The sequence below is a fragment of the Wolbachia endosymbiont (group A) of Ischnus inquisitorius genome (assembly GCF_964026985.1).
GTDB classification, from domain to species: Bacteria; Pseudomonadota; Alphaproteobacteria; order Rickettsiales; family Anaplasmataceae; genus Wolbachia; species Wolbachia pipientis.
The window spans coordinates 757,765-774,835 of record NZ_OZ034715.1; the positions used below are offsets into that span (position 1 = coordinate 757,765).

General features: G+C 36.8%; 18 protein-coding genes, 1 tRNA gene and 3 pseudogenes. 9 read left to right on the top strand and 13 right to left on the bottom strand.

The window, feature by feature from the left end; translation table 11 throughout:
• Nucleotides 1-8: 8 nt before the first annotated feature.
• Together tsf and rpsB are read right to left on the bottom strand one after the other, a co-directional pair.
• Nucleotides 9-869, bottom strand: a complete 861-nt coding sequence (gene tsf / locus AAGD90_RS03870) for a translation elongation factor Ts (RefSeq protein ID WP_341821663.1) — start codon at nucleotides 867-869, stop codon at nucleotides 9-11.
• Nucleotides 850-1,698, bottom strand: a complete 849-nt coding sequence (gene rpsB / locus AAGD90_RS03875) for a 30S ribosomal protein S2 (protein ID WP_010962661.1) — start codon at nucleotides 1,696-1,698, stop codon at nucleotides 850-852. Before rpsB ends, tsf begins: the two co-directional genes overlap by 20 nt.
• 191 nt (nucleotides 1,699-1,889) lie before the next feature.
• Here rpsB and AAGD90_RS03880 point away from each other — a divergent pair.
• The 8 genes and pseudogenes from AAGD90_RS03880 to AAGD90_RS03915 all read left to right on the top strand — a co-directional run bounded on the left by AAGD90_RS03880 (nucleotide 1,890) and on the right by AAGD90_RS03915 (nucleotide 9,509).
• A tRNA-Asp gene (locus tag AAGD90_RS03880) sits at nucleotides 1,890-1,966 on the top strand.
• A gap of 137 nt (nucleotides 1,967-2,103) precedes the next feature.
• Complete coding sequence (gene yajC, locus AAGD90_RS03885) at nucleotides 2,104-2,475, top strand: preprotein translocase subunit YajC (protein WP_341821664.1); 372 nt, start codon at nucleotides 2,104-2,106, stop codon at nucleotides 2,473-2,475.
• 80 nt (nucleotides 2,476-2,555) lie between these two features.
• Entirely contained in the window at nucleotides 2,556-4,376 is a 1,821-nt protein-coding gene (glmS, locus tag AAGD90_RS03890) for a glutamine--fructose-6-phosphate transaminase (isomerizing) (protein WP_341822179.1), read from the top strand.
• A 315-nt stretch (nucleotides 4,377-4,691) separates the two neighbouring features.
• Nucleotides 4,692-4,937 (top strand): annotated as a pseudogene (locus AAGD90_RS03895) (PD-(D/E)XK nuclease family transposase); the annotation flags it as partial.
• Nucleotides 4,938-5,570: 633 nt separating this feature from the next.
• On the top strand, nucleotides 5,571-6,692 hold the full coding sequence (gene ltrA, locus AAGD90_RS03900; protein ID WP_341821665.1) for a group II intron reverse transcriptase/maturase: 1,122 nt from the start codon (nucleotides 5,571-5,573) through the stop codon (nucleotides 6,690-6,692).
• Nucleotides 6,693-6,882: 190 nt separating this feature from the next.
• A complete protein-coding gene (locus AAGD90_RS03905) occupies nucleotides 6,883-8,229 on the top strand; it encodes an IS110 family transposase (RefSeq protein WP_341821667.1) in 1,347 nt (448 codons plus the stop codon).
• 36 nt (nucleotides 8,230-8,265) lie between these two features.
• Nucleotides 8,266-8,745, top strand: a complete 480-nt coding sequence (locus AAGD90_RS03910; protein WP_341821668.1) for a group II intron maturase-specific domain-containing protein — start codon at nucleotides 8,266-8,268, stop codon at nucleotides 8,743-8,745.
• Entirely contained in the window at nucleotides 8,742-9,509 is a 768-nt protein-coding gene (locus tag AAGD90_RS03915; RefSeq protein WP_341821669.1) for an Rpn family recombination-promoting nuclease/putative transposase, read from the top strand. Before AAGD90_RS03910 ends, AAGD90_RS03915 begins: the two co-directional genes overlap by 4 nt.
• Before the next feature lie 303 nt (nucleotides 9,510-9,812).
• Here AAGD90_RS03915 and AAGD90_RS03920 read toward each other — a convergent pair whose 3' ends face one another.
• The 3 genes and pseudogenes from AAGD90_RS03920 to AAGD90_RS03930 all read right to left on the bottom strand — a co-directional run.
• On the bottom strand, nucleotides 9,813-10,064 hold the full coding sequence (locus AAGD90_RS03920; protein ID WP_341821671.1) for a hypothetical protein: 252 nt from the start codon (nucleotides 10,062-10,064) through the stop codon (nucleotides 9,813-9,815).
• Complete coding sequence (locus AAGD90_RS03925) at nucleotides 10,012-10,197, bottom strand: hypothetical protein (protein ID WP_341821672.1); 186 nt, start codon at nucleotides 10,195-10,197, stop codon at nucleotides 10,012-10,014. The genes AAGD90_RS03920 and AAGD90_RS03925 overlap by 53 nt, the downstream gene beginning before the upstream one ends.
• A pseudogene (locus tag AAGD90_RS03930) lies at nucleotides 10,194-10,763 on the bottom strand (recombinase family protein); the annotation flags it as partial. The pseudogene AAGD90_RS03930 and the gene AAGD90_RS03925, both read right to left, overlap by 4 nt.
• Nucleotides 10,764-10,810: 47 nt before the next feature.
• On the opposite strand from AAGD90_RS03930, the gene AAGD90_RS03935 reads away from it, so the two are divergent.
• A protein-coding gene (locus AAGD90_RS03935) for an IS630 family transposase (RefSeq protein WP_156518142.1) occupies nucleotides 10,811-11,670 on the top strand; the annotation gives its coding sequence in 2 pieces (ribosomal slippage) (nucleotides 10,811-11,135 and nucleotides 11,135-11,670; 861 coding nt in all).
• A 28-nt stretch (nucleotides 11,671-11,698) separates the two neighbouring features.
• Here the strand turns inward: AAGD90_RS03935 and AAGD90_RS03940 are convergent.
• The 8 genes and pseudogenes from AAGD90_RS03940 to AAGD90_RS03975 all read right to left on the bottom strand — a co-directional run.
• Nucleotides 11,699-12,664 (bottom strand): annotated as a pseudogene (locus AAGD90_RS03940) (recombinase family protein); the annotation flags it as partial.
• A complete protein-coding gene (locus tag AAGD90_RS03945; RefSeq protein ID WP_341821673.1) occupies nucleotides 12,658-13,092 on the bottom strand; it encodes a DUF2924 domain-containing protein in 435 nt (144 codons plus the stop codon). The gene AAGD90_RS03945 and the pseudogene AAGD90_RS03940, both read right to left, overlap by 7 nt.
• Before the next feature lie 4 nt (nucleotides 13,093-13,096).
• Entirely contained in the window at nucleotides 13,097-13,579 is a 483-nt protein-coding gene (locus AAGD90_RS03950) for an ankyrin repeat domain-containing protein (RefSeq protein ID WP_341821674.1), read from the bottom strand.
• 34 nt (nucleotides 13,580-13,613) lie between these two features.
• Nucleotides 13,614-14,318: an ankyrin repeat domain-containing protein gene (locus AAGD90_RS03955; protein ID WP_341821675.1), complete on the bottom strand. Its 705-nt coding sequence runs from the start codon at nucleotides 14,316-14,318 to the stop codon at nucleotides 13,614-13,616.
• A 186-nt stretch (nucleotides 14,319-14,504) separates the two neighbouring features.
• Nucleotides 14,505-15,665 carry a phage tail protein gene (locus AAGD90_RS03960; RefSeq protein ID WP_341821677.1) on the bottom strand — a complete coding sequence of 387 codons (1,161 nt, stop codon included), beginning with the start codon at nucleotides 15,663-15,665 and terminating at the stop codon, nucleotides 14,505-14,507.
• Complete coding sequence (locus AAGD90_RS03965) at nucleotides 15,665-16,474, bottom strand: baseplate J/gp47 family protein (RefSeq protein WP_341821678.1); 810 nt, start codon at nucleotides 16,472-16,474, stop codon at nucleotides 15,665-15,667. Before AAGD90_RS03965 ends, AAGD90_RS03960 begins: the two co-directional genes overlap by 1 nt.
• 2 nt (nucleotides 16,475-16,476) lie before the next feature.
• Nucleotides 16,477-16,812, bottom strand: coding sequence for a GPW/gp25 family protein (locus AAGD90_RS03970; RefSeq protein ID WP_341821679.1), 336 nt, complete (start codon nucleotides 16,810-16,812; stop codon nucleotides 16,477-16,479).
• Between the two features lie 2 nt (nucleotides 16,813-16,814).
• Entirely contained in the window at nucleotides 16,815-17,069 is a 255-nt protein-coding gene (locus AAGD90_RS03975) for a PAAR domain-containing protein (RefSeq protein ID WP_341821680.1), read from the bottom strand.
• Nucleotides 17,070-17,071: the final 2 nt, after the last annotated feature.

A 17,071-nucleotide genomic window follows, 5' to 3' on the forward strand; every position in this document is an offset into this window, starting at 1 on the left:
TTTGCTATTTAATCTGCATCACCCAAAACAAGTAACTTGTAATTAGAGAGTTTAACAGCACTCAACTCGCTTGATTTTATAAAATCAGAAATCTTCATCTTATCATCCTTTATAAATTTTTGCTCCAGTAAAACAACTTCTTCATAGTACTTAGCCATTCGTCCATCTACTATTTTTTTTGCTACTTCTTCAGGTTTATTTAAGCTCCTCACTTGCTCTTCAATTATAGAACGTTCGTTGTTCAACTTCATTTGATCTAAATCATCTATAGACAAAGCTTCAGGCTTCATAGCAACTACATGCATAGCTATTTGTTTCCCAATCTCTTGTAGCTTCGCCTTATCACCAGATGATTGAAATGCAATTAAAGCACCAATCTTACCTAAGCCACACACATCACCATGTACGTAGCCAGCAATAACTCCATCCTTAGCTTCTAAGTAACAAAGCTTGCTTAACTCTAGCTTCTCACCAAGAACTGACGTACCATTCATAATAGCTTCCTGCACTGTGCCAATGCTTTCATACTTGGCATTTTTTAACTCATCAACGCTAGTACAGCGTTCTTGATGAGCAATTGATGCTAAATTTAAAACTAACTCTATAAATTTCTCATTCCTTGCGACAAAATCGGTTTCGCAATTGAGTTCAATCAATACACCACAATTTTCAGTCAAACACATAGCAACGAGCCCATCTGAAGCTACTCTATCAGATTTTTTGTCAGCTTTAGCAAGACCTATTGTACGTAACTTATCAACGGCTTTCTTAATGTCACCATCACATTCTTCTAATGCTTTTTTACAGTCACTTAAGCCAAGCCCTGTTCTATCACGTAATTCTCTTATATCATCTGGATTCATCTTCATTTGTTACTACCTCCCTTTCTTCTTCTTTGTAAACTTTACTACGTCTCCTTTTAGTTTGCACAATACCATCTTCTTTTTCTTGAATAAACTCATCACCCCTTATATCATCAATCTTAACTCCAGATTTTGCTAGACTAGACTCTATTCCAGCTAATATAGAGTCGGTAGCTAATTTACAATAGAGCTCTATTGATTTTCTTGAGTCATCATTTCCAGGTATTAGATAAGTAATACCATCTGGATCAGAATTAGTATCAAGTATTGCAACTATTGGAATTCCTAACTTCTTAGCCTCCTTAACCGCTATATGCTCTTTATTAGTATCAATGATGAATAAGATATCAGGAATTGCTCCCATTTCTCTAATACCGCCAAGCGCCTTATCAAGCTTTTGCTTTTTCTTTTCAATGTTTCCCAATTCTTTCTTTGTTAAAATGCTATCCTCGTCATTTAATATTTTCTCATATTGCATCAAGGTTTTTATCGAAGAAGAAACAGTGCCCCAATTAGTAAGCATACCACCAAGCCAACGATGATTCACATAATATTGACCACAACGAATCGCTTCACTTGCAATAATATCAAAAGCTTGAAACTTTGTACCAACAAATAGAATGCGACCACCTTGAAATGCAACGTCATATAAAGCCTTCATGGCCACCTGTAGCAATGGTAGTGTTTTTCGCAAATCAATTATATGTATACGATTTTCTTGATGCACTCCATATATGTATGGAGCCATTTTTGCGTTCCAGCGACTAATTTTGTGACCAAAATGTACACCAGATTCAGCTAAATCACGCACAGTGACTTTAGGCAAATTTGTCATATATCATTCCTCCAAATAGTTTATCCTCCATGGCATAACCCTAATGGGACTACTTGTACAAGCCATGTGTGAAATTAAATTATTTACATAGTAATAGAAAAGACAGCAAAGCGCAAACAAAAAATATTGACAAAGGGCAACATGTTTATTAGCTTTAAAGTTGAAGCCCGAAAATGCTAAAAAGAAATTAGGGGGGTGTAGCTCAGTTGGTTAGAGCGCATGCCTGTCACGCATGAGGTCGTGAGTTCAAGTCTCATCACTCCCGCCATATTAGTTTTAGCATAACTTAGAATTCGCAGTATTATTGCCGGTATTGAGAAACGCCTTCACCAAACTTGACATGGCATGGTATTGTAATTAATACTTAAATAGGTTTGTTTTTATCATTAACAATTAGGATTAAATATGCTCATTTCTGAAGTTTTTGCAGCAGATGCAACTAGCAATACATCAAGTATCGGCGCATCTTTTGCTAGTTTTATTCCACTGATTTTAATATTTGTGGTATTTTATTTTCTCGTTATTCGCCCGCAACAAAAAAAACTAAAAGAACATAGAAAGATGATAGATCAAATAAAACGTGGTGATACAGTCATTACTTCTGGTGGAATAATAGGTGAAGTTAATAAAGTTGATGAGGCAAATGCACAATTTATAATAGAAATAGCACCAAAAGTTGAGATAAAAGTTCTAAAGTCCGCTATATCTGAGGTTTTAAGCAAAGAAACTCAAAAAGTAGCAGCTAAACCAATTAAAAAGGTAAAATCGAAAGAATGATAAAAAGAATATAAATCAACCAGTAATAAAGGCAAAAATGCTTAATATGTTTAGAAAAAAGTTTGTTTGGTGATCCATTTGTGTGCGGAATATTTGGTGTAGTAAGTAGCGGTGATTCAGTAATACCAACCTTACTAACTGGGTTACAAAAATTGGAATATAGGGGATATGATTCCTCAGGTATAGCAATCATAAATAACGAAGGTAAGATAGAAGTCAAAAAATCAGAAGGTAAAGTCGAAAGGTTATGTGAAGTTGTTGATGACAGCAAGATGTCTCACAGTACAGTTGGTATAGCACATACTCGCTGGGCTACACATGGAGTCCCAGGCCTTAAAAATGCTCACCCCATTCGTACAAATAATGTTGTTGTTGCTCATAACGGCATAATTGAGAATTACAATCTGCTAAAAAAGGGTCTAGAAGAAAGGGGCATGTCATTCCATACTGACACTGACACAGAGATCATACCAAACATGCTAACCTTATATCTTGATGAAGGATTGTCGCCAATTGATTCTCTATTTAAGTGTTTAAACAACTTACATGGCTCATTTGCCTTGGTCTTATTATTTGCAGAATATCCAGACGCCTTATTTGTTGCGAAGAGAAATTTGCCTTTAGCAATAGGCTATAACTGTAACACAGTGTTTGCTGCATCTGACTCTAATGCTTTAAGTGCATTTGTGGAAAGAATATCGCATTTGGAAGATGATGACATTGCAGTGATAAAATCTAGTGGAGTTAGTATATACAACAATGGTACACAAGTTAAACGCAGTATAGAAAATAGTAGTCCAAGTGATTTTCTAATTAGCAAAAATGGTTACCCTAGCTTCATGTTAAAAGAGATTTTTGAGCAACCGCGTGCATTAAACAAAACAATAAATCAATTTTACAAGCAATATAAAGAGGTAATATTTGCTAACAAAAAATTGTTTTCTGAGCTGAGTTACATTACTATAGTTGGATGCGGGTCATCTTATTTTGCTGGGCTAATAGCAAAGTATTGGCTGGAAAATGTCGCTCAAGTTCGAGTATATCTAGAAATCTCATCAGAATTTAGGTATAGCAACGTCAAGCTGGAAGAAGGCAGCATTGGGTTATTTATCTCTCAATCTGGTGAAACTGCAGATACCATAGAAGCGCTGCGTTATGCAAAATCACAGAAGCAAACAATCATTAGTATAACTAATACATTTAGCAGCAGCATTGAAAAGATCTCAGATATTGTGTTACATACTCTTGCTGGGCCAGAAATTGGTGTTGCTTCAACAAAAACCTTTTCTGCGCAACTTGCAACTTTAGCATGCTTTGCCGTGGAGCTTGGAAAAATAAAAGGTGTACTGGGTGGAGAGAGAATAAAACAGCTAAGCAACGCTATTAACTCTATTCCCGAGTATGTTGAGCACTTTTTGAATGTGATGAAAATACAACATATATCGGGCAGTATATTAGAACACAATAACGTTATTTTAATCGGCAGAGGAAGTTCATACGGAGTTGCAATGGAAGGCGCATTGAAAATAAAAGAGCTTTCATATATCAATACAACTGGTATTGCAGCGGGAGAAATGAAGCATGGTTCTATTGCTTTAATAGACTCTACTGTGCTTGTTATAGCAATTATCCCTTATGATGATTTATTCTTTAAAACGCTATCTAATATACAAGAGATTATTGCAAGAAAAGGCAAAGTAATTGCCTTCAGTGATAAACAAGGAGCGCCATTCCTAAGGGGAGTTTGCGCAGATGTGGTGCAACTTCCAGACACTGATAATTTTATCTCTCCAATCATCTACAGTGTTGCTATGCAATTCCTTGCTTACTTTACTGCAGCAAAAAAAGGGTTAGATGCAGATTGTCCAAGAAATTTAGCTAAGTCTGTCACGGTTGAGTAGTCCATTTAAAGTTAAAGCTAAACTTCTAATTAAGGTAACCAGACTGCATTCTGTGATTTTTAGCAAAACACGATACACAATCGTCATTCCGCTACTTGTTAGGGGAATCTATGCCGAGATACCGCGAATGAATCGCGGTATGAAGGTTCGCGGTGGTATGACGGTTAAGTAATTCGTCATCCCGCTGCTTGTTAGCGGGATCTAGAGATACCGCGGCGGTATGACGGTTCGCGGCGGCATAGCTATCTTCAAAAATATGGTTGAATAATTGTTAATAATAGTATATAATTATTAATATTTTTAAGCACTTTGGCTATGGCTTTATCTAAGTTTCTCGACCCTAAGCTGGATTTAACCTTCAAAAAAATATTTGGCACTGAAAAAAATAAGAATATTCTCATACATTTTTTGAATGATATTTTAGGGTTTACCGAGATAAATACTATACAAGAAGTGGAATTCCTCAGTACTATAATGGATCCTGAAATTGCCTCTGATAAGCAAAGTATAGTTGATGTTCTTTGCAGGGACTCTAGTGGGGCTAGGTATGTGATTGAAATGGTGCGACCTGAAAGTCTTCGGTCATATTGTTTAAAAGGAGAGGAATTCATTCAGAAAGAAACTGAAAGGATTCTAAAACTTATTAAACCAGATGTTTTGCCGTCTGAGTCTACGCATCAGTGCGAATCGGGCAACCGGTTGGTGCCAAGCGATGCGGACAATGAACCTCCTCTTGAAAAAGAAGATGCTCAATCGTGAGAGGGGCATAAACTGCAAGCATCATGTGGTTGGAGGGCTAGGCTAGTGGTATGGTGAACGTAAGTGAAGCTTTATAAGTACCGATACGATGAAAGAGCTAAAGATGCTGATAAGCTCTGACCAAAAGGTAATGTGGATAAGTTACATTTTTCATTTCTAGATGTACGCAAATAATAACTCCACCGGTATAGAGAAGCCACCTAACCCACTATTGTATGACTGGAGAAACAGGGTAAGCCTGTATTTTCGCCTACATGGCAAGCAAACCGCAAGGAATGCTGATGGAAGTGCAGGTAAAGGAGAATGGAGAAAGCGAATGCCATTTTGTAACGAAATGGATAGAATTTGTAACATTAATTCGCGTGAAAACGAGCAGACTTCCGTTTGGTCCCTCGTGACAAGAAACTTTGTTAACCACTTAAGGTAGGAAAGCAGATGATTACAAGTAAACCTGTAAGTGCATCTACCAAAAGCTTTGAAGCATGGAAGCAGTTGCCATGGAAGAAATGCCAGAAAGTTATTGTGAGGCTACAAAGACGTATTGTTAAGGCTGTCCAAGAAGGAAGATGGGGTAAGGTAAAAACTTTACAACATCTTCTCACACGCTCTTTTAGCGGAAAAGCTTTGGCTGTTAAGAGAGTAACTGAAAACCAAGGAAAAAACACAGCGGGTGTAGATCGTCAACTATGGTCAACTTGCAATGCTAAATTTCAAGGAATAAAGCAGTTAAAGCAAAGAGGATATAAACCTTCTCCGCTAAAACGGATTTATATCAGTAAATCTAATGGCAAAAGAAGACCTCTTGGAATACCCACGATAAAAGATAGAGCCATGCAAGCATTATATCTGTTTGCTCTGGAACCGATAGCTGAAACGATCAGTGATCGTCACTCCTATGGCTTTAGACCTAAAAGATCCTGTGCAGATGCTACAGTAGCTTGTCATTTGTTACTGGCAAGTCGTAATCAACTACAATGGATACTTGAAGGTGATATCAAAGGATGCTTTGACAACATTAATCATGAATGGCTTATGAAGCATATTCCTATGGAGAAAAAAATTCTGCATAGTTGGTTAAAAGCTGGCTTCCTAGAATCAAAAACTCTGTATCCCACAACTGCAGGTACCCCGCAAGGTGGTATAATTTCTCCAATACTAGCCAATTTAGCCTTAAACGGACTTGAAAAGTTATTGGAAAGTCGATTTGGTAAACTCGGCAGTAGAAAAAGAAACAAAATCAGAAGTGGAGTGAATGTAATCAGATACGCAGACGACTTTATTATTTCAGGTTTCACACATGAAGTACTGGAAAAGGAAGTTAAGCCTTTAGTATCATCTTTTCTTCATGAGCGAGGTTTAATTCTGTCAGAAGAGAAGACAAAGATTACATCTATCACAACAGGGTTTGACTTTCTTGGTTGTAATGTACGTAGATATAATAAGAAGTTAATTATTAAACCTTCGAAAGAAAGTATTAAAAGCCCAGAACAGATAAAATCTGTAAAACCAAAAAGAAACTCCCTCTTTACTTTATGTTCTTTGGGTATAGTGTTATGAAGAAGCGCTTCTGCAGCTATAACCGAAACAATCAATGGTGCTATAAATGCCCGTTTGAAAGCATGGTTTTGGGGGAAATGGTAAAACCATTGATGGAGTTCTTTTTGGGCTACCTCGTTTAGAAGATTGTATAACCTAACCGTCCCAAGCTGAAGTGCTTCTTATCATAATAATATAGGAGGGATTTTATATGGCAGAAGCAAAAAGTAAATTAAAAACAATAAACCTTGATGCAGCAGGGATTGATATTGGCTCGACTGTACATTATGTATGTGTACCTGAAGGAAGAGATGAACAACGTATCCAAAAATTTGGGTGCTTTACAGTAGATCTACACAACTTAGCAAAGTGGTTAAAAAAGTGTCAGGTTAGAACTGTAGCCATGGAGTCAACTGGAGTATATTGGATTCCCTTATTTCAAATATTAGAATCACATAAATTTGAAGTAAAATTAGTAAATGCGCGACATGTCAAAAATGTGCCTGGTAGAAAGTCTGATGTTCAAGATTGTCAATGGCTGCAACAATTGCACAGCTATGGACTGCTTCAAGGATCATTTAGACCGGATAATCAAATGTGTGTACTGCGTAGTTACGTTAGACAACGTGCTAATCTAATTGAAAATGCAGCTAAACATACTCAACGTATGCAAAAAGCGCTAATTCAAATGAATATTCAATTACACAAGGTTATTAGTCATATTACTGGGATAACTGGTATGAAAATCATTGAAGCTATAATTGAAGGCGAAAGAGATCCTGAGAAATTGGCTAAATTCAGGGATGCACGAATAAAAAATGATCAGTCTACTATAGCAAAAGCGTTAGCTGGTGATTATAGAGAGGAACACTTGTTTGTGCTAAAACAAGAATATGCAGCATATACTTTTTTTCAAGAGCAAATAACGGGATGTGATAAAAGTATAGAAAATTACTATAAAACATTTGAAACAAAGTCGAATGAGAACAGGGCATTGAATAAGACACGAAAGAGAAAACAGAAGAATAGTCCAGATTTTGCCGTAGATGAAGATTTATATCGAATAACGGGGATGGATTTTACTAGAGTTCCAGGACTTGATGTATTAAGTATACAGGCTGTCATTTCAGAAACAGGTATAAATCACAATAAATGGAGGACAGAAAAGCATTTTTCTTCCTGGCTCGGATTAAGTCCTGCTAATAAAATTACAGGAGGGAAAATTATTGGAACAAGAACTCGTAAAGTTGTTAATCGTGCTGCAACTGCCTTGCGACTTGCTGCTCATTGTGTATCAAGAAGCAACACTGCACTTGGTGCATACTGCAGGAGGTTAAAGAAGCGACTAGGGATACCAAAAGCGATCACTGCTACAGCAAGGAAATTAGCATGTATTTTTTATAATATGCTAAAATATGGACAAGAATATGTAGAAAAAGGAATGAACTATTATGAAACACTCTACAAAGAGAGAGTAGTCAAAAATTTGACTAAAAAAGCAAAGGAATTTGGTTATATACTAATGAAAGAGGAGCCGATAGATGAAGAAGGTTCTTAGGAGTTTCTTAGAAGACTTCTTAATAAAGCACGTACATTGATAAAAGCAAATATAGCGAACACTCAGGCTATAGTAATTAAGTCACTCAGCTCTCTACTGAGAGGATGGGGAAATTACTATCACCATGTGTGTGCTAAAAAAGCGTTTAGAAAGATCGACAATGAAATTTGGCATAGTTTATGGAAATGGGCAAAGAAAAGACATCCTCGTAAAGGATTACGTTGGATAAAGAATCGTTACTTCAAAGTAATGGGTCAACGCCAATGGGTTTTTGCTGCACCCCTATGCAAGAACAAACCAAAAGAGATACGGTATTTAAGACTGCTTAAGCTGATTGATATACCTATCAGACGACATGTTAAAATCAGAGCGGATGCAAATCCCCTTGACTTAAAATGGAAAAAGTATTTTGATGAGAGAGTGAAACGAACAAGAATGTTAGCAAGCTCTTTCTCAAGAGAAGGTTCTCTACTGTTGGTGTCACCATTAAGAATGATGTTTCCTGAGGAATCATGAAGGACAAGCCGGTTCTAGAAAAGAAGAACTTAGATAAGGGGCTCAAGCGTAGTGTTGGGAAACCTGCATGCTGCGTTTCTAAGGGAGGGGGTAGTAGTAATACTGCTTCCTTACCTGACCAGCTCACTCGTGATAAAGGCTTTGAAAAACGCGCACAACTTTATGCTGCTAAGGCTTACTCAAGACAAGCTGATAAATCTGGTAAATACGTTGATTTAAAGAAGATTTTCTTTATCGCGATTTCAAATTGTACCTTATTCCCTGATAAGCTTGACTATATATCTAGCCATACCATAAGAGATGAAAAAACCAATGAGCATGACTTAAAAGATTTTCAATTTATCTTCATAGAGCTGCCAAAATTTCCAAAGACGAAGGAAGATCAATTGGAGAATATAGTAGAAAAGTGGGCTTATTTCTTTAGGTATGCAGAGGAAACCAGTGAAGAGGAGCTGGAAAAAATAATAGGGAGTGATTTTATAATCAAAAAAGCCTATGAAGAGCTAAATAGATTTAACTGGTCAGAGAAAGAATTTATTGCCTACGAACAGGAAATAAAACGTATTCTTGATGAACAGGCTGTCCTCGCTCAAAGACTCGATGATGCTACTGAAAAAGGCAAAAAAATTGGTAAAGAGGAAGGAAAAATTGAAGGAAAAATTGAAGTAGCAAAAACAATGCTGGCTAATAATGTTGATGTTGACACTATTGTCAAGTTTACTGGTCTTTCTATAAGTGAGGTAAAAGAATTGCAGAAAGTTTAATAACTTATAGATTCTTCCAAAGAAATTAGCTTATTTGGAATTTGCTTGACGTTTTTTGAGTATATGTTGGATTCAAAGAAGATTGGATAATATGCTACTCCACACTTTTTACTTTCTCGAGCTTGATGTTGGGGTTTATGATATTGTACAGCGCAAAACTTACACAAGCTAATCCAACTATCCCGCCAACTACCGCTATGGCGTACATTTTCAATATATAAGCCACAATACTGCTAACTAGCAATGCTGCACCAACAACACCTGCTACGATTACCTGTCTTTATTGTGTTGATGGTTTTTTTTCTACAGCATCACCATCAAAACATGGTTCAATGGACTGTCAGCTCTATCAACGGAAGTTGGCTCCACAGTAGTTTCTATTTGCGCTTCTTCGTTGCTTTCACATATAAGTTGAAGATCTTCACTATTTATATTGCATAATTTAGTGTCAGTATCAATTACAGATTTATGCTCTATGTCACATACTTCATGCACTTCCTCTTTAACCTTCACACTTTTTCCTGTTACAACCTGCTGCTCTAGCTGTTTTCTCATTAAGAACATCTTCCAAAGGTTTCTTGGCCTCTGCTGAATCTGCATTGCTAGAAACTTTTTGCTCTTGTTCTTTTGCGGCAGTGCTATTTTTGAATTTTTTAGCAATACTTTTCAATAGCTTTGGTGTTTTCATAGTTTTTCTCCTCTTGTTGCTTTTATAAACGTTAATCCATAAAACTTTTCCAACTGTTCACTCCACAGCATCGGTATTTCCCTCAAATCAGCTAGCTTTAAACTTCTTGGCTGTCTTCCATTTACTATGTCTTCTTTAATCTTTGGAGCCAGATAATTTAACCTTAAAATTTGTTGCATACGTCTTGTACCTACATTAATTTTGATACTCAGCTCTTTCACACTTCTATATTTTCCTGCCTCCAGTTGACGTTTCCACAGATGAGCTCTCACCACAGCTTTCAGTAGCGCATTGTTTGTTTTGCCTTCTGGTTCTACTACTGTGCATTTATTTCCTTTCTTTTTTAACCACATTGGTATAAATTCTACCTTATCCTCTGAACTCACCTCTAGTCCATCTTCCTTTACCATTACTCCCTTTATTAACTTTTTCACAACTTCTTTCTGTTCTCTGAAACTTAAATTTTTCCATTCTTCCACTTTTTCTCCACATTTTTCATATAGCTGCTCCGCCTTCTTCATCACTTCTTTTTCCACTTCTCCGGCAACTATAGCTCTTTCCACAGAAGTCCGGATATGATAAGATTAAGGATAGATGGCGATAAGGAGGTTGGATGCCGGCAGCATATAGTTATGATTTAAGAAAAAAAGCAATGGAAGCACTAGACGAAGGGGAAAGCAGAGAAGCAGTGGCAGCAAGATTTAAAATTGGACGAACTACTTTGTGGGAGTGGCAGCAAAGAAAAAAAGAAACAGGCGACTTTCAGTCAAAAAAACTCGGTAATGGAGGTTACAATCAGAAAATTATCGACTGGAATAAGTTTATCGAATTTGCTAAAAAACACGGTAGAAAAACTCTGTCGGAAATGGCTAAACTTTGGGGCAACGTTAGTATCCAAACGATCCACCGAGCTCTCAGAAAAATTGGATTTACGCGCAAAAAAAGACATATGGATACAAGGAAAGGAACGAAGAAAAACGTGCTGAATTCTTAAAAATTATAGCAACAAAAGAACCAGAAAACTTAGTGTATATAGATGAGTCTGGGATTGATAACACGGAGGACTATCCATATGGGTATTGCCAGAAAGGACAGCGATTTTATGCCCTAAAATCTGGAAAAAAAACTCAACGAATCAGCATGGTTGCAGCCTTAAGTAGAAGAAAGATAGTTGCTCCATTAACATTTGAAGGCCACTGTAATATGGATATTTTTAATGGATGGTTTGAGCAATTTTTGGCACCGATCTTAGAACCTGGACAAACTGTCATTCTTGATAATGCTACTTTTCATAAGTCTGATAAGCTTATCAAGCTCGCTAAAGGAGTCGGTGCAGAAATTTTGTATCTGCCGCCTTATTCTCCAGATTTTAACAAAATTGAGCATCATTGGTTTGCTATAAAAAACAGAGCCAGGAAAAACATTCCTCTATTCGAATCCTTTCGTCGTGCTGTTGATTCTGCCTTCCTATGACCTATTCGGACTATTATGAGAAATGCTATATTGTTCGGTTCACTGATTCACAACCCTTTCCCCTTAAATGATTGTTGCACACATAATATCGATACCTTTTATTCTCTTTTTTTGCGTACGTCAGCGTCATATTTGCATTACAGCTCTTGCACTTTATTATTCCCCTAAGCAGCGCTTCTTCATATTTTGCTTTTCTATATGGTTGATCCTTTATTAATTCCTGCGCTTTTTGCCATCTTTCTCCCTCTATTATTGCTTCATGCTTTCCCTCATACTGTTTCTCATAATGCCTGATTTTTCCCATATATATTGGATTTGTTATTATTCTCCTTACCGTGGCTTTTTTAAAGATGTCTGATTTCGTTCGGTACCCTTGGCTATTTAACTCTCTTGCTAATCCTGCCATTGACTTCAGCTCCATATACCTCTCAAATATATGTTTCACCGTCTTTGCTTCTTTCTCATTTATTATTAATTCCTTCTCCTTTACATCATACCCTAGCGGCAAAGTTCCTCCCATCCATAACCCTTGTTCTTTCGATGTTGTTATTTTATTTTTTACTCTCTCTACTATCATTTCTCTTTCTAGTTGTGCTGCTCCTGATAACACTGTTTGCACAAATTTTCCCATTGGCGTATTATTGTCAAATATTTGTGTTACTGCTATAAAATTTACTCTATGCCTTCTAAAAAATGACGTTACTTCTATGCTGTCTTTTGTTTCCCTTGATAACCTGTCCAGCGTATATACTACTACACAATCTACTTCTCCTGCCTTTACATCTTCAAATAATCCCTTTATCGCTGGTCTATTTAAATTACTCCCTGAAAAGCCTCCATCATCGTACTTTTTTGCCAGTGCTACCCAACCTTCTCGGCTTTTTATATATTTTTCACATGCTACTCGCTGCGCATCAAGACTGTTAAACTTTTGTTCTAACCCGTCTTCATTTGATTTTCTTGTATAAATTGCGCACCTTACTTCTTTTAGCATCTTTTCTCCTTGTCTCTCATTCCTAATAGGAGAGGCCCATTATAGCTCATTCCCATTATTTTCCCTGCTACTGCCGACAATGACGTATAAAACTCTTCTCTGTAGATTAAACCCTTATCTGTTACCATTACCGCATGCGTCTCTTCCCCTCTCTCTAGTATTAATTCTGTCCCTTCTACTGGTAATTTATCGCTACTTATTCTTTTTCCCTTCTCTAGACGATCTGCTAGGTATTCTAGTCTTTTGGCACCTTTTCTTGACATCTCTCCATATTCTTCCTCCTGCATTCTATAAGCTAATCTTGGTATCAGATATTTCTTTGAATATCTAGGCGCTTCTTTCCCATATACCTTCTTCCATATTCTCCTCAACTCTTCCAACGCTTTTTTCTCTAAATTCATTACTTTCTTTTCTGTTTCTTCCTCCATATTTTTAGCCTTTCATAAATAACTTTTCAATTCTGTCTGTTTCTTTCTTCAATACCCCGGCTATTTCTTTGCTATTTTTTGCATCATCCATCGCTTTCATTCCAAATTTATCTACTTGCCCTATTTCAGCCCCTGCTTTCACTAGCTCCTCCACTATTTCTTTTTCACCTACCATACATGCAAGGTGCAGCGGCGTGCATTTATTTCCATATTCCTCAGCATTTACATTCCCTCCTGATTTTATCAATTCTCTCACGGCTTCTAGGCGTTTCTCCGTTACCGCTAGGTGCAGTGCTGTATGTCCTCTTGCATCTGCTGCATTCACATTCGCTCCTTTTTCAACTAATAACCTCACTGTTTTTGCGTCTACTGCATAATGTAAAACCGTTCTTCCCCTTTTGTCTCTTTCATAAATACTTTTAAATGAGTTCTCTAATAATCCTTTTGCTGACTTATTAAATGCCTCTTTTTTACCAATCTTTACCATAACCTACCTCACTTTTTTTAATTAAGTCCCTCCTTTAAGCATTACTTCTCACCACTTCATCTATCATTTCGTTCACTCGGCTCATTATCTTGCTTGCTAAATTTTTACATTCTTCCTTTATTAGCTCCTTATCTCTCTTCCTTATTTCTTCTATCTCTATTATTTTTAGCTCCGGCATATAGCTCCCATTCAACATATCTGCTATTTCTCCCACTAGCCTCTCTATTCCATAGCACGTCAGCTTTCTACTTTTTGTTATTCCTCCTTGCTTTCCCAGAAATTTCCTCGCCTTTTCATTCTCTCCATTATCCCATAGGCCATACCTTTCACTCTCCCATATATAATACATTGGTGTTGCACCATATTTATCCAGTTGATTAACTGCAGCTCCCGCTTTTACTAGCTCTTTTATTATTGCAATTCCTGCCCCTAGCCTACATGCAGAGTGCAGTGGCGTACATCCGTTGATATATTTAGTGGCATTTATTTCTCCTCCTCCCCTTATCAGCACTTTTACATTTTCTAAACTTCTCGCAAATACTGCGCAGTGCAGTGGTGTATAACCCTTTTTATCTCTTGCATTGATGTCCGCTCCTTTTGTTATTAATAACTTTACTGTTTTGCAATCGGAGATTTCCACTGCACGGTGCAATACTGTTTCCCCTTTTTCATCTTTTTCATTTATTCCACGAAATGAATTCTCCTTTAATTTTTCCAGTCTTTTATTTAAATTGAACATTTTAGTTACCCCACTATAAAAACATACGCCAATTTGGCTCACTTCAGTGCAAGATCAATTTTTTTTGTTTACTTGCTACTATTTAAGTTATGCGTGTTTTAGTATAAAAAGGCAAGTCTTTTTTCGCGTAGTACACCTTTTTTAACTAAATACTAATATAGTATATGAAGATATAAATATACATGTTTAGTATATTAAGCATATGGGCTGTCTTTCTTTCCACGACCTGTTCAAATGCCGATGTTCGTGCCAAGTTGAAACGCCTCCGTAAAATACTAAAATGTAGTTTTCTAGCTCGTATGTTGCATTTTTTTGCTTTGAATCCAATTCGTTTTCAAAATGAATGTAGTGTTCTGCTACGCTAAATCTTATTATTTTGGGGGTAGAGAAATTCTTTACTTGATAGTGGTGAACGGCAAAAAATCTTTCTAAAATTGGCTTGTATTTTAAATTCCACAGTTGTTCAGATAGCTTATCACTTCCTAGTAAAAACCTTTTTCCCCTCTCTTCTATACTACTTACTGGAAAACAAGCATTTACTTCTCCTAAATTCCAACTATCTGATAATACTATTTGTGCCTTAGCAAACTTTATTGCCGGTAATAAGCTCTGTGGTAGCGGATATAGCGCTTTGAAGTTATACCACACATGATTTCTTTCATAAATACCGTTATAGTTCTTAGTATGAGGCTCGGTTTCTCCAAGGATTGCTACATCTAGGCAATATATATCATTGCTAAAAACTTGTTCATAATGATCGCGTAGATAGTTTTCTATAATCCTAATAACTGGACCACTAGACCTGAAAAAATTTACTCTCCCAAATGATAGCACTGGTCCATCTTTTTCGATCTTTGTACCAGAGTAGTCTGATAATAAGCTGCCAAAAAAGCTTTCATCTAAAATAAATCTTCCAATATTATAGTGGTCATTGAAAAGCCTCATTAGCCTCGATCTTGCTGGCAATGATAGTTTTGCTAGTTCTACTACTGCATCCACGAAGAAGTCATTCGGTACATCTCTTATCCCTACCTGCAACTCAAAAAAGTGTTTATCGGGTGGCTCTTCAATAATTGTAATATCATCTATACTTGCCCATTTTAATGCTATTTTCAGTGACGCTGGTGTTCCTCTTAAACGCTGAAATTCTACCCCTTCTTTTATCGCTCTTCTTTTCTCTTTTGCCCAACGCAGAATTTCCCCCAATCCATATTCTTCTATTATCCACGGTAGTATTTCATCTTTAGAATTAAACTTAAATCCTTTTATCCTGCTTGGATCAACTTTGTAATCGATAGCCTCTACTATGGCTCTTTCTTCTTTTGTGCTATTAGGTGGAAGCAACATTAGCTTTTGCCCATTAATTCGATTTCTAGCTTGCCTAAACAAACGCACTCATTCCCCAGTACCACAACATCTTTTCTTGGCTCTATTAATTCCACGTTTTCCACTCCTTCTATAAATAGATTTGCTATAATCCACGCCCTTGTTACACTCCATCCCAATCTTTTCGTTGTTTCAAATTTTTCTATAAATCTCTTCTTCACTGTTTCAACAATATCTGGTCTTTTAATGCTAATTCTGCTGTGGATATTTATTTCAATAATATTGCAACCAACTACTGTTATCGTATCTGTCAATACCCTTATATCATCCCTGGTGACTCGCTTTCTTACAATATCAAGTAGTTCTTCAGACGCTATGCCATTTGTGGATAACTCCGTGGATAAAATCGAAATCTCTACACTCCCTGGCACTTTTGATTCAACCAGCGCGTCCTTTACTCTTCTATCTGCTGAGAGTGCTTGAAACCTATAATGCTCTTTACTTCCTCCAGTGCTTGAGCCAACTATTCTTGCCTTGATTCTTTTTCTAAATCGTTCGTCATCTTCCCCTTTTTCCCTTTCTACACTATAAAACTCAGCTAAACGATCTAAGTCTTCTCCTCCTGCAAACTTAAGTAAATTACTTTTTACCGCTTCATTTATTCTTTGTCTCAGCAAAAGCTCTCTCCAGGCTGCTACCTCTAAAATCTTTATTGCTGGGTCACTTTCTACTAATGCCGTAAAACTTTCATCACGACTTACTAATTCCTCTTTCATCCGAGAAAAAATCTCTTCAAAGTTCAGTGGTTCGATAATATTTGGCTGCTCCATCTTTATACTACAATTTCTTCAAAATGAATATTTTTTCCATTTGGCAAGTACAATCCTTCTAAATCAAGCGTTACTTTCCCTTCTTTTACTTCTGTGATTTTTACCTTTTCGAGTTTGAACCTTGTTTCCCACTTTTGTAGCGCTTCTGCTGTTGCCGCATAAATTTCTAACGTAAAATCTCTATTTATTGGCCGATCAATTAACTCAAATAACCTTGAGCCATACTCCCTCCTCATTATTCTGCTGCATATCGGCGTGGTTAAAATATTAACTATTGATTGCTTTAAATGTTCTATTCCTTCAAGCTCTTTTCCAGTTTTATTGCTCATCCCTTTCATTTTTAGCCTGCAAACACGTTTTCACTTCCACTTATTACTTTAAACCCACAAGATACTGAATCCCCAACTCTTCCTATACCATGACCATTTGCAAACACTGTTTTTGACCCTTGTTCCATTACCTTACCTTCTGTAAAACTATCTCCTTGCCGACAAACTGGTCTTCCGTTTACAAATATATCTCTGCTTCCACTTATACAAAAATGCGGCAACGCTTCCCCGCAGTGATCTCCTAGGCATATAACTGATTTATTCATTC